17 protein-coding genes are annotated in these 11,859 nt (G+C 69.7%); 11 read left to right on the top strand and 6 right to left on the bottom strand.

What is annotated here, in order from left to right:
* Positions 1–37: 37 nt before the first annotated feature.
* Together RCH12_RS13035 and RCH12_RS13030 are read left to right on the top strand one after the other, a co-directional pair.
* The gene (locus RCH12_RS13035; protein ID WP_327017123.1) at positions 38–1,390 is read left to right on the top strand and encodes a sensor histidine kinase; all 1,353 of its coding nucleotides are present in this window, start codon (positions 38–40) and stop codon (positions 1,388–1,390) included.
* Entirely contained in the window at positions 1,387–2,058 is a 672-nt protein-coding gene (locus RCH12_RS13030; RefSeq protein WP_103431340.1) for a response regulator transcription factor, read from the top strand. The genes RCH12_RS13035 and RCH12_RS13030 overlap by 4 nt, the downstream gene beginning before the upstream one ends.
* Before the next feature lie 19 nt (positions 2,059–2,077).
* On the opposite strand, the gene RCH12_RS13025 is transcribed toward RCH12_RS13030, so the two are convergent.
* Entirely contained in the window at positions 2,078–2,650 is a 573-nt protein-coding gene (locus tag RCH12_RS13025) for a YdeI/OmpD-associated family protein (RefSeq protein ID WP_103431339.1), read from the bottom strand.
* A 133-nt stretch (positions 2,651–2,783) separates the two neighbouring features.
* Here RCH12_RS13025 and RCH12_RS13020 point away from each other — a divergent pair, with 133 nt between their 5' ends.
* Positions 2,784–3,212, top strand: coding sequence for a hypothetical protein (locus RCH12_RS13020; RefSeq protein WP_327017122.1), 429 nt, complete (start codon positions 2,784–2,786; stop codon positions 3,210–3,212).
* 22 nt (positions 3,213–3,234) lie between these two features.
* On the opposite strand, the gene RCH12_RS13015 is transcribed toward RCH12_RS13020, so the two are convergent.
* Together RCH12_RS13015 and RCH12_RS13010 are read right to left on the bottom strand one after the other, a co-directional pair.
* On the bottom strand, positions 3,235–3,579 hold the full coding sequence (locus RCH12_RS13015; RefSeq protein WP_103431337.1) for a hypothetical protein: 345 nt from the start codon (positions 3,577–3,579) through the stop codon (positions 3,235–3,237).
* 90 nt (positions 3,580–3,669) lie between these two features.
* Positions 3,670–4,662 (bottom strand): bile acid:sodium symporter, encoded by a 993-nt coding sequence (locus tag RCH12_RS13010; protein WP_327017121.1) that lies wholly within the window; start codon positions 4,660–4,662, stop codon positions 3,670–3,672.
* Between the two features lie 96 nt (positions 4,663–4,758).
* Between RCH12_RS13010 and RCH12_RS13005 the strand changes: the two genes are divergently transcribed.
* Complete coding sequence (locus RCH12_RS13005; RefSeq protein WP_165788003.1) at positions 4,759–4,917, top strand: hypothetical protein; 159 nt, start codon at positions 4,759–4,761, stop codon at positions 4,915–4,917.
* 88 nt (positions 4,918–5,005) lie between these two features.
* On the top strand, positions 5,006–6,427 hold the full coding sequence (locus RCH12_RS13000) for a GH1 family beta-glucosidase (RefSeq protein WP_327017120.1): 1,422 nt from the start codon (positions 5,006–5,008) through the stop codon (positions 6,425–6,427).
* On the opposite strand, the gene RCH12_RS12995 is transcribed toward RCH12_RS13000, so the two are convergent.
* Positions 6,424–7,029, bottom strand: coding sequence for an Asp23/Gls24 family envelope stress response protein (locus tag RCH12_RS12995; protein ID WP_133163824.1), 606 nt, complete (start codon positions 7,027–7,029; stop codon positions 6,424–6,426). The genes RCH12_RS13000 and RCH12_RS12995 overlap by 4 nt on opposite strands.
* On the bottom strand, positions 7,026–7,580 hold the full coding sequence (locus RCH12_RS12990) for an RNA polymerase sigma factor (RefSeq protein ID WP_103431333.1): 555 nt from the start codon (positions 7,578–7,580) through the stop codon (positions 7,026–7,028). The genes RCH12_RS12995 and RCH12_RS12990 overlap by 4 nt, the downstream gene beginning before the upstream one ends.
* A 227-nt stretch (positions 7,581–7,807) precedes the next feature.
* On the opposite strand from RCH12_RS12990, the gene RCH12_RS12985 reads away from it, so the two are divergent.
* From RCH12_RS12985 to RCH12_RS12970, 4 genes are read left to right on the top strand one after another with little or no spacing between them, the layout of a single operon-like run.
* Entirely contained in the window at positions 7,808–8,248 is a 441-nt protein-coding gene (locus RCH12_RS12985) for an Asp23/Gls24 family envelope stress response protein (RefSeq protein WP_103431332.1), read from the top strand.
* On the top strand, positions 8,245–8,601 hold the full coding sequence (locus tag RCH12_RS12980) for a hypothetical protein (RefSeq protein WP_327017119.1): 357 nt from the start codon (positions 8,245–8,247) through the stop codon (positions 8,599–8,601). Before RCH12_RS12985 ends, RCH12_RS12980 begins: the two co-directional genes overlap by 4 nt.
* Positions 8,602–8,642: 41 nt before the next feature.
* The gene (locus tag RCH12_RS12975) at positions 8,643–9,095 is read left to right on the top strand and encodes a hypothetical protein (protein ID WP_103431330.1); all 453 of its coding nucleotides are present in this window, start codon (positions 8,643–8,645) and stop codon (positions 9,093–9,095) included.
* A 58-nt stretch (positions 9,096–9,153) separates the two neighbouring features.
* Positions 9,154–9,327 carry a CsbD family protein gene (locus RCH12_RS12970; RefSeq protein WP_103431329.1) on the top strand — a complete coding sequence of 58 codons (174 nt, stop codon included), beginning with the start codon at positions 9,154–9,156 and terminating at the stop codon, positions 9,325–9,327.
* Between the two features lie 11 nt (positions 9,328–9,338).
* Here the strand turns inward: RCH12_RS12970 and RCH12_RS12965 are convergent, their stop codons facing one another.
* Positions 9,339–10,628 carry a serine hydrolase domain-containing protein gene (locus tag RCH12_RS12965; RefSeq protein ID WP_327017118.1) on the bottom strand — a complete coding sequence of 430 codons (1,290 nt, stop codon included), beginning with the start codon at positions 10,626–10,628 and terminating at the stop codon, positions 9,339–9,341.
* Positions 10,629–10,881: 253 nt separating this feature from the next.
* Between RCH12_RS12965 and RCH12_RS12960 the strand changes: the two genes are divergently transcribed.
* Positions 10,882–11,574, top strand: coding sequence for a DUF4232 domain-containing protein (locus RCH12_RS12960; RefSeq protein WP_327017117.1), 693 nt, complete (start codon positions 10,882–10,884; stop codon positions 11,572–11,574).
* Positions 11,575–11,669: 95 nt separating this feature from the next.
* Positions 11,670–11,859 (top strand): hypothetical protein (locus RCH12_RS12955; protein ID WP_327017116.1); only part of this gene is annotated, 190 nt, incomplete at its 3' end.

Raw genomic sequence — 11,859 nt, 5'->3', positions numbered from 1 at the left:
AATGGGGTCAAGCCCGAATCCCGGGCGGGAGGACAGCATGCCCAGCCAGCACGACAACGCCCCGGAAACCCACGAACCGCCAGCCCGCACCCGGCGCGACCCGGGAACGCCGAACGGTCGGCGGCGCTACGCGCCCGATCCGGCCGAACGCAGCTTCTCGCCGCTGTCCTGGCTGCCCTTCTGGCTGCGCGACGTCATCCTGGTGCTCCTGGTGGCCCTTCCGAGCGTTGCTCCCACCGGTTTCGGCGGCAATTTCACCTCCAGCCCGGCCGCGGCCCTCCTGGTGGTGGCCTCCGCAGGGTCGGTGCTGCTGCGTTGGCGGGCGCCGCTGGCCGGCGCATCGGTGGCCGTGGTCGCCTGCGTGCTCGGCCTGATCGTCGACGGGCCGCTCGTGACCTGTTTGATTGCCACGCTGATCGGGGTCTTCGCCGTGGCCCGGCGACTCCCTCGGCGCACCTCGCTGCTCTTCTCGGCCGGCACCGTCGTGGTGCTGGCGGCGGCAACCCTCGCCTTCCTGGCCTCACCCTGGAACGATGCCCGCGCGCTGCTGCAACTGGCGGCGTTCGTGGGCTTCGCCACCGCGGCCGGAGACGCCAACCGGTCGCACGCCGCGTATATTCGCGGCATCACCGAGCGGGCCCGCCGCGCCGAGGAGACCAAGGAAGCCGAGGCGTTGCGCCGGGTGGCCGAGGAGCGCCTGCGCATCGCCCGCGACCTGCACGACCTGCTCGCGCATCAGATCGCGGTGATCAACCTGCACGCCAGCGTGGCCTCCCAGGCGCTGCCCGACCGGCCGGACGACGCCGAGACATCGCTGGCCACCATCCGCGAGGCCGCCCGCACCGTGCTGGGTGAGATCGGCAGCCTGCTCACCGTGCTGCGGGCCACGGATGCCGGCGGCACCGGCCCGTCGACGGCGCCCGTCGCCAGGCTCGCCGACCTGGAATCGCTGCTGATCGACTTCGAGCGCAGTGGGTTACGCGTGGACCACCGGGTGGCCGGCACGCCGAAACCGCTCCCCGGCGCCGTCGACATGGTGGCGTACCGGGCGGTGCAGGAGGCGCTGACCAACGCGCACAAGCACGGTGCGGACCACTCCGCGCTGCTGCACCTGGATTACCAGCCGGCGGGCGTGGAGATCACGGTGACCAACACCGTGGCTGCGACGCCACGACCCGGGTCGGCGGCGGTGGACACCGCGGCAGCGGCCGGGCACGGCCTGCTCGGCGCCCGCGAACGGGTGGGGTCGGTGGGCGGCCGCCTCACCGCGGCGAGGGGGCCCGGTCCGGTCTTCAGGTTCACCGCCTGGCTGCCAGCCGACACCGACTTCCCCGCCGATTCGGCCCCGGACGCGACAGTTTCAGACTCCCAACCGAATGGTGCCTCATGATTTCCGTGGTCCTCGCCGACGACCAGTCCCTGATCCGCACGGCGGTGGCCGAGCTCGTGTCGCACGAGCCCGGCTTCAGCGTGGCCGGGCAGGCCGGCAACGGTCGTGAGGCCGTGGATCTGGTGCGGGCGCTGCGCCCCGACATCGTTCTGATGGACATCCGGATGCCCGTCATGGACGGCATCCAGGCGACCGCGGCGATCTGCGCTGACCCGTCGTCGGCGGGCACCCGGATCATCGTGCTCACCACCTTCGAGGAAGACGAATACGTGCTGCAGGCCCTGCGGGCCGGTGCCAGCGGGTTCGTCGGCAAGGGCACAGAGGCGCGCGACCTGATGAACGCCATCCGCACCGTGCACGGCGGTGATGCCCTGCTCTCGCCACGGGCGACCAAGGCCCTCATCGACCGCTACACCGCTCCCGTCGAACCGGCCGCCCTCGTGGCGCCGGCCGCACTGGCGTTGCTCACCGAGCGGGAGCGGGAGATCCTGCTGCTCGTGGGGCGCGGGCACGCCAATGGAGAGATCGCCGACGAGCTGGTGATCTCCCCGCACACCGCCAAGACCCACGTGAACCGCATGATGACCAAGCTCGGCGCGCACGACCGTGCCCAGCTGGTGATCGTCGCGTACGAGTCGGGCCTGCTCGTGCCCGGCGAACACCCCTGAGCACCCGCTGAGACGACCGTCAGCGGTAGTGCTGCTCGCCGCGGGCGGCCTTCTCCACCACGTCCCGGATGCGCGCGGCCCGCACGGCGGGGGTCTTGATGTTGGCCAGCCGGAAGTAGATCCGGAACCGGTCCACCTTCGTCAGCGAGGCCAGATACGCGGCCGCCGCCGGCTCGGCGTCCAGGGCCGCCTGCAGGTCCGGCGGGGCCACGGCATCCCGTTGCCGGTAGGCGGCGTCCCACCGGCCATCCGCCTGGGCCCGCTCGACCTCCGCGATCCCGGCCGGCCGCATCCGCCCCTCGTCGATGAGCCGCGCCACGTGCTCCCGGTTGACCTGCGACCACGGGCTGTTCTTGCGGCGCGGTGAGAAGCCGGTGAGAGTGTAGTCGTCGTCGAGCCGGTTGGTCTGGCCGTCGATCCAGCCGTAGCAGAGCGCCACGTCCAGGGCCTCCGACCAGGTCATTCCCGAAGCCTTCGAGTTCTTCTTACGCAGCTTCAGGCGCACGCCGCCGTCATCGGGCTCACCGGCCAGGTAGGCCTCCCATTCCTGAACGGTGACGTCGAGGATGACTCGGTCCTGCATTCCCACCATGCGCTCATTTTACGGATGCTCGGGCAGTGCTTTTCTCCTGACTTCCAGGCGCCCGCGGCGTAGCATCGGCCGTGGCGGGCGCCGCTGACGGCATCGGGATGGGCCTGGGCCCGGTCTCCCGCGAAGGAATGGTGTGACGATGATGAACACGACCATGCAGATGATGGAAATGCACATGAAGGACATGCCCGTGCAGGGGATGGACATGATGCTGATGCAGGAGTGCATCGAGGCCTGCTCGGCCTGCGAGCAGGCCTGCACGATGTGCGCGGACTCGATGATGGGCGGGGGCTCGGGGATGGGGCACAGCCTGTGCGCCACCACGGCCGACCTGGCCGGCACCATGATGCGGGCGATGCTGCGCCCGAACGGGATGCACATGGAGGGCCTGATGGCCATGCACACGGCCACCATGACCATGGCGACCGCCTGCGCCGAGGAGTGTATGAAGCACGCCGGCATGAGCGAGGACGCCCGGATGTGCGCCGAGGCGTGCCGTCAGTGCGCGATGGCCTGCCAAAAGATGATGGACGCCATGTCCGGGATGATGCCCGCGAACTGACTCCGGCCGCCGGCCGGACCGGTTAGAGCCGCACGACGCTGATCCGGCTGCGGCCGCTCGCGAGCACGTTGTAGACGGAGTGCAACGCCACCGGCGCTCCGGCGCTGAGGTGCGCCGTCAGGTCGGCGTGGTTCCAGACCCACACCGTGGCGGTGTCGCTGTCGGCGGTGTCGTCGGGTCCGAACAGGGCGATCCCGATCCACCCGTCGGATGTCGCACGCAGCACGATGCCGTCGGCCCACTTGCTCGGGGTGGCCTCGGCGACCCGCACGTGAATGGGTTGGGTCGCGTGGCCGGCCCCGTGGTTGATGCAGCCATCGCCACCCGTGCTGTTGCACTGCAGGATGTGCAGCGGTTGCGTGATCATTGAGCCTCCGTCACGATAGGCGTTCGTTGCCTCGAGTGTAGGTTCGCGATTTTCGGCTGTCACGCCGGTGCCGTCACAGAACGACACACACTACGAGCGGTCAGCACCCGACGGGGAACCCGGAACCAGTCGCGGCACCAACCGCACCAGGATCACCATGCCGACCAGCTCGACCAGCGTCTGCGTCACCACGGCCAGCGGCGCCAGGGCCAGGGAGGCCGGCAGGGCGAGGGCCAACGGCAGCACCACCAGCGAGTTTCGGGTGGCGCCGCTGAAGACCAGGGCGCGGGAGGCCGGCACGTCGAGGCCGCCGAGCCGGGCGGCAACCAGACCGACCCCGACCAGGATGACCAGGAAAGCGACGTAGAGCGGGACGAGGGCGACCAACGCCGCGGCCTGGGCGCCCACTGCTGCCAGCTGCGACCCGACGACCACCGCGAGGGTGGCCATCATCAGCGGCACCATGAGCGCCTGCAGGATGGTCACGATGGCGCGGGCCGCCCCGGCCACCCGTCGCCTGCTGGCACCGAACTGAACCGCCGCCGCGGCGGCGAGGGGCAGCACGATCAGGGCCAGGAACGCCTCGACGAACGGGCCCACCTCGATCAGCGCCACTGCGGCCGGCCCGGCGAACAGCGCCAGGTAGACCGGCAGCAGCACGATCTGCAGCAGCATCAGCAACGGCGTGGCGGCCAACAGCTTGTCGCGGGCCCCACCGGCCAGCCCGGTGAACACGATCACATAGTCCACGCAGGGGGTGAGCAGCACCAGCAACACCCCCAGGAGCAGGGCCCAGTCGGCGGCGACGAACCGGCTGAGGCCGAAGACCACCACGGGTACGATCACGAAGTTGACCGTAAGGACGGCACCGACAAAGCGGAGGTCCAGGAACGATCGCCCGACGCTCACGAGCGGCACACCCAGGAAGGTGGCGAACAGCAGCAGCCCGAGCAGCGGGGTGATGGCGACCGAGAGCACGGGGGCCGTGCCGGGGGCCAGCCGGCCGACCAGGGCGCCGAGCGCTATCGCGGCCAGGTACAGCGCCACCTGGCGGTGTTCCAGCCGCTGCACGATCCCCGCCATGCTCCCACCCTAGAGGCGGGCGCGAGGTCGAGCGGATACGGCGACGCCGGGTCACCGGCCCGCCCCGGTGTCATCGTCGCTGCCTATAGTGGTGGGATGACTACCGACAACACGAAGAACCCGAAGATCCCCGACGGCTCCACCGAGGTCAGCAGCGAAGAGACCGAACGCACCGAGAAGCTCGCGGACGGATCGCAGAGCGACGACAGCTCCCCGACCGAGGACGACACCGCGTCCGGCGGTCCGGCGGACTGACCTGCCGCGCCGTTCCCGGCGCCCCCAGCCACAACCCGGCACGACCCACGCCACACGTTCCGCCAACAGAATCGGTAACACTCGCACCATGATCGACGGCTCTCCCGACTTCCGCGACAGCGGCCTGCAGTTCCCCGATTCCTTCGTCTTCGGTTCCGCGACGGCCTCGTATCAGATCGAGGGTGCCGTCGACGAAGACGGCCGCGGCCCCTCGATCTGGGACACCTTCTCGCACACCCCTGGCGCGGTGCAGAACGGCGACACCGGCGATGTGGCCGACGATCACTACCACCGGCTCGAGGCCGACCTGGACCTGATCCAGAGCCTGGGTCTGGACGCGTACAGGTTCTCGATCGCCTGGCCTCGCATCCAGCCGACCGGGCGCGGACCCGTGAACGCGGCCGGCCTTCACTTCTACGAACGCCTCGTCGACGGACTGATCACCCGCGGCGTGACCCCGGTGGTCACCCTGTACCACTGGGACCTGCCGCAGGCTCTGGAAGACGAGGGCGGCTGGACCAACCGCGACACCGCATACGCGTTCGCGGACTACGCGCGGCTCGTCGGCGCGGCGCTCGGCGACCGGGTTCCGGTCTGGACCACCCTCAACGAACCGTGGTGCTCCGCCTTCCTCGGCCACGGCTCCGGCGAGCACGCACCGGGCCGGCAGGACAACGCCGCCGCCCTGACCGCCGCGCACCACCTCAACCTGGCCCACGGGCTCGGTGTGAGCGCGCTGCGGGAGGTCGTTCCCGCGACCGCGCAGATCTCGGTCACCCACAATCTGCACGTGATCCGCGGGGACGCCGACTCGGTGCGACGCATCGAGGCCGTTGGCAACCGGATCTTCACGGGTCCGATGCTGCACGGCGCCTATCCCGCCGACCTGATCGAGGACACCGCAGCCATCACCGACTGGGCGTTCGTGCGGCCCGGCGACGAGGAGCTCATCCACCAGCCGATCGACGTGCTGGGCATCAACTACTACAACACCACCCTGGTGGGGCCGGCCGCGGGAGCGGCCCACGCGGCAGACTCGGCGGCGGGAGCCGCCTCGCGTGCCTCGGCCTTCCCCGGCACCGACGACATTCCCCGGCTCGACCAGCCCGGCCCGTTCACCGAAATGGACTGGAACATCGAACCGAGCGGGCTTCTGCAACTCCTCGAGGCGATGCGGGACGAGTTCCCCGGCCTGCCGCTGATGGTCACCGAGAACGGGGCGGCATTCGAGGATGTCGTCACGATCGACGACCAGGGCGTGGCCGCGGTGCACGACGACAACCGGGTGGACTACCTGCGTCGGCACTTCACGGCGGCGCATCGTGCCATCCAGAACGGCGTCGACCTGCGCGGCTACTTTGTCTGGTCACTGATGGACAACTTCGAGTGGGCCTACGGGTTCTCGAAGCGATTCGGGATCGTTCGGGTGGACTACGAGACCCAGGAGCGCACCCTCAAGGACAGCGCCCTCTGGTACCGCACGCTGATCGAAACCCGCCGGCTCCCCTAGCCGTTCGGGGCCGAGCTGTCCTCGTCCTTCGGGTTCCGGCGCAGGTGCACGTCGGTGATGGTGACGTTCACCGCGACGATGTTCAGCTCGGTGTGGTGCAGCAGGGACGTCGTGATGGCCTCCCGCAGATGCTGGGCGGTCTGCGGCATCCGCTCGCCCCAGAACATGCTCGCCTCGACGTTCACCGTGACCGGGCTGCCGGGGGTCGCCACGTCACCCTCCAGGCGGCAGCGGCCGATGAAGGTGCCGGCGACGGCGTCGCCGGCCGAACGGATCAGGCCCCTGACGGCGCCTTCGGTCAGGCTCAGGTCGGCCTTGGGTGAGGAGTGCGAGACCGGGATCGAGCGTCCCGCCCTGGCCTCCCGGTGGATGTTGCTAAGGATCCCGGTGACCCAGCTGTCGTCGCGTTCGGGCTCGGACGCGACGTCGTCGTCGAGGATGTTCTGGGCCATCGACCGGAACCGGGTGAGCGCGTCGAAGGCGATCCGGTTCTCCGGCGCCTTGTTCAGGAAATCGTCCGTCGGGGACTCGCCGCGGTCCATGATCTCGCTGAGCTGCTCGAGGAGGTCGTTGTCGGCGTCATCGTCGTGACGTGATGTCATCGCCATTCCTCCATCTCCTGCATCAGCTTCTGCCTGGCCCTGGCCAGAAGACCGCGAACCGTCGACGGAGGCAAATCAAGTTCCTCGGCGATCTCGGCGTAACTGTGCCCGCCAATCTCCCGCAGCGTCCAACATTGCCGCTGCGCTTCGCTCAGAGTATCGAGTGCACGCGTGAGCCGCTCGCGCTGCGAGGCCGCTTCGGCCCTCTGGTGGGGAGATTCCGACTCCGGTGCCGGCGCATCCCACTCACCCAGGGGCTGGTCCTGCTTACGCGCACGGATGCGGTCGATCGCCTTGCGACTGGTGATTCTCATGAGCCAGGCCTTCGTGGCGGCGGGGTCCTGCAACTCGGGCAGACGCTCCCAGGCGGTGATGAAGGTCTCCTGCACCACATCGTCGGAATCGCTGTTGGAGCCCAGAATGCGGGTGGCATAGGCGCGCATCAGCGGCCCGTGGCGGCGGACGAGAACCTCGAAGGCGCGCAGGTCGCCATCCGCGGCACGGGCAGCGAGGATCGAGTCTGCGGCGTCGCCGAGGGGCACACGCTCCATCGACCCCGTACCTGCCACCGGAGACCTCTCTCTACTCACGACCGATCTCGCCGGCGGATTTCGTGACGAACCGTCCGTGAGATGCGTCTGAACAGTATCAATGAGAATCGGCAAGAGAAAAATCGCCCACCGCACTCTTCGTGCAGCATAGTGACTATCTCATCATCCAGCTTTATTGTCACAGCAGTTCCGCGCCAGCGCGGTCGACGAGCACAGGAGCCCGCCTCATGACCAGCCTCACCCCCGACATCGGTTCGAACCCTACCGATCTGCCCGCCGGCGCATCGCGCGGCAGCACCGTCATCAACGATGCCGTTGTCGCCAAGATCGTCGGCCTCGCCGTCCGCGAGGTCACCGGTGTGCACGCCCTCGGCGGCGGCGCCGCTCGCGCCCTCGGTGCCATCCGTGAGGCGATCGGCAGCGCCGACCGCAGCCAGGGCGTGAGCGTCAAGGTCAACGGGCCGCACGTCGCCGTCGACCTGAGCATCGTGGCCGAGTACCCGCTGCCTCTGCAGCAGGTCGCCGACGATGCCCGGACCGCGATCATCAACGCCATCGAGACCCTCGTGGGCCTGCAGGTCACCGAGGTCAACGTCACCATCAACGACGTGCACCTGCCTGACGAAGCCGACGAGACCGACGAGACCGACGAGGTTTCGCAGCCGTGAGCGGTTCGAGCGTGACCGTCACCCCGCACGGAGCAAACCGCATCACCGCCCGCGCGATGACCAGGCTGGTCTCGGCCGTGGCCGCCGACGCCCTCGCCGTGCAGCCCAGCCAGGTCAAGGTGGACGTGGCCGATGCGGCCGGCCGCCTGGACGTCACCGTGCGCACCCCCTCCCGCCTCCTCCCTCTCGACCGGGGCGAGACGGATGCGTCGGTCGACGATGCCCTCGACAGGACCGAACGCGCGCAGCACGACATCCGCGGCACCGTGGCCACCCTCACCGGGGCGGACATCGCCGGGGTGACCGTGCGCCTCACCGGCGCCGGCAGTCGACCGCCCAAACCGGTGGACTGACCTCCCTCCCTCCGCACGACACCACAAAGGAACACCACGCCATGACCCGCACGATCCCCTCCTCGGCCCCCGGCTCGCTCGCAGCGCGCCAGGCCGTTGCGGCACTGCAGCTGCGCCACCCGGCGGGCCGGTCCACCCGGTCCACCTTCACTCAGCAGCCGCGCCGGGAGACCCCCTCGTCATGGTCGGTCGTGGCCATCGCGCTGGCTTCGGTCATCATCGCCGGATGCCTGTACTTCGGCGCCGAACTCGTCCTCGCGCTGCTCGACCGGTCCCCGCTGATCGCTGCCCCCGGCGATGTCCTGCGCTACCTGGGCCAGGTCAACCTGAGTACACCGGTCATGGTGATCCTGGTGGCGGGCGTTGGCGCTGTGCTCGTGCTGGCGGCGCTGCTGCCCGAGCGCGAGGCGCGTGGCGAGGTTGAGGCCATTACCTACGACTCGATGCGCCCGACGCTCCTGCCCACGGTCATGATCCGCCGCATGGATCTGTGACCGACCCCACAACCAATCCGACCATCCGGAACCACCCCCAAGAGAAAGAGAGAACACGATGAGTGCATCAGACAAGGCCGAGAACACCGCCCAGGACCTCAAGGGCAAGGCCAAGGAAGCCCTCGGAAAGGTCACCAACGACGACTCCAAGGTCGCGGAAGGCAAGTCCGACCAGGCCGGTGCCAACCTCAAGCAGGCCGGCGAGAACGTCAAGGACGCGTTCAAGAAGTAGGCTCCTACCGGTCACCCGACCGGCGCCGCCGGATTCTCGGTTGCGCCGGTCGGACAGACCGCATTCACGCGCATCTGGGCCGTCGCCGCCTCCGCCGTCCAGGGCAGCTCAAGCCCCGCATCCGGCTGGCCCTCCGATACGGGCATCTCTGCGGCGATGGCCGCCAGGCGCTGCGCCAGGGCCAGGGCGAACTCCGCACCCGCGCTGGAATCGTTCACCATCACCACCACGGTCAGGCCGCTCTCCGGGTCGGAGAGCGTCGCCGACAGGAAACCGGGGATCTCGCCGCCGCCGCCGCGCATCGGCCCCAGCTGCTCCGCCCCCAGCCCGTATCGCCGCCACTGGGGGGCGCCCTCCTCCCGCACGCTCCGCCACTGCTGTTCCGCCGCGTCCGGGGAGAGCAATCCCCCGGTGGCCAGCGCCTGCGACCAGGTTTTGAGATCAGCCAGGGTGGACACGGCCCCGCCGGCCACCCCGCTCATGGAGTTGGACAGCTTCGTCACATCGACCGGACGCGCGCAGTCCGGGGTGCCTTCCGTGTCCAGAGCGGCGGCCCATCCCTGCGGGTGCTCGCCCGGCAGGTCGAAGTCCTGCGGGTCGGGATACGTCGTGTCGCGCAGCCCCAACGGCTCGAACACGTACCGCCGGTAGAGTTCCGGCCAGCTGTCGCCCGTCGCCTCTTCCAGCGCCATCCCGAGAAGTTGCACACCGGCGTCGGAAGGGTTCCACACCCGCCCGGGCTGTCCGGTCCTGGTGGACCCGAGCCCGCCGGAGACGAGTTCGAGGGGCGGCCACTGTCGGGTGGGATTGTTGACGAACTGCGGCTCGAGGTTCGGGTGGCCGAGGCCGGCGGTGTGCTGACACAGCTGGCGCAGGGTGATGCCCTCCACCCCGGGCAGGCGGGTCAGGTATGACGACACGGGGTCGTCCAGGCCCACGCGCTTCTCATCCACGAGTCGGAGCAGCACCGTGCAGGTCATCGCGCCCGTCAGGGTGCCGATGCGAAATCGCATGTCGGTGGTGAGGGCCCCGCCGCCGGCCGGACGGCCGGTGGTGGGGTCGATGCCGGAGCCCACGGCACCGGGGCTCGCCAGCCACTGCCCCGCCCACGGCGCCCAAACTCCGGCGATCGCGCCGGACGCTCCCGCCAGGTCCATTCCCTCGGCCAGTGCGGCGTCGAGCGAAGCGACGGTCTCGGTGGCCAGTGCGCCCGACGCCGTGTCCGGGCCGATGCGAAACAGCGCTGCGGCATCCACGCAACCCGGCAGGGGAAGCACCAGGCTCACCGTGAGGAGGGCCACCGCGGCCACCCCCGGTCGCCGGTGCCGCCGACCCAGCCCGTTCGGCCGGATTACGGTGCCGGTTCGGCTCCCCGGAAGCCCTCCCCGCTGTGGTGCGTTCTGACCTGTCATGACGACCCGCTGCCCATCCCGTGCCCCCTGCATCCCACCCCCGCGGGGAATGCCGGAAGAGCCCATTGCCGGGAGTGTACCCAGAGCGCGCGCCGGTCGCGCCCGTGGCGCCTGGAAGCCCAGTCGGTGCAATACTGGGCGCATGATCCGCGTAGGGACGGGTCGCTCGCGCGGCTTCACGGCCCGACGACTCGGCACAGTGTTTCTCGTACTGGTCGGCGCCACAGTGACGCTGACCGCCTGCGGAGTACCGCTGATCCCTACCCTCGACCCGACAGACACCCCCACCGCCCTCCCTTCCGCGGCCCCGGTACCCACGCCCACGCCGTCGAGCGTCCCCTTGCCCGAACCGACCGGCGGTACCGGTTCGCCGGGGTCGCCGGGTGAACCGGGTACCGCATCCGCGTGCAGCACCGACAGGCTCTCTTTCGCCCTGCGGGAACGCCCGGGCGACAGCGGCGCGGGTAGCTTCTTCTGGGACCTCTCTGTGACCAACTCCGGCGCCGTCGCCTGCACCGCCAACGGATATCCCCGGGTGCAGTTGGTGTCCGCAGACACCGGTCAGCCGATTGGTGCCGCTTCGGGCCTGGAACCGCGTGCGGCGCCATCCGCCGTGCTGCTGCAGCCGGGCGATTCGGCGTTCAGCCTGCTGCACCTCACCCGGGCCGGAGCATACGGCTGCCCGCTCATCCCGGTCACCGAGCTCGCCGTGACGCCGCCGAACACCGACCAGACCAGCATGGTCGCCACCCCCAATCCCATCGACGGCTGCGCAGACCCCGCCATCCAGCTCGTGCGCACCGGCGCCTTCGCCGCGAATCCGGTGACCTTCTAGCCCGCACCTATCCCGTGCCGCTTCACCCCGGAAAAAGTTATCCACAAGCCGAGGTTTTATCACACACGGGTTCGATATCGGGATACTCTCTTTGCATGTCCACCATCGAAGATGTATTCGCCCCGGGTCCCGGCGGTCCGCCCGGCCCGGTGGGCGTTGTTGTGCCGGGTGTGGTGGTCGGTGGTGACGAGTCGGCGGATGCGCTGACGGTGGCGGTCGAGGCCGTGTTGGGGTTGGGCTGCTGCAGCGCCGATTACGACGCCCTGTCGGATGCGCAGGTGCTGA

The sequence above is a fragment of the Cryobacterium sp. MP_3.1 genome (genome assembly GCF_035984795.1).
Classification (GTDB): Bacteria; Actinomycetota; Actinomycetes; order Actinomycetales; family Microbacteriaceae; genus Cryobacterium; species Cryobacterium zongtaii.
Note: the sequence above shows the minus strand (reverse complement) of the source record. Positions and strands in the feature narration are given on the sequence as shown.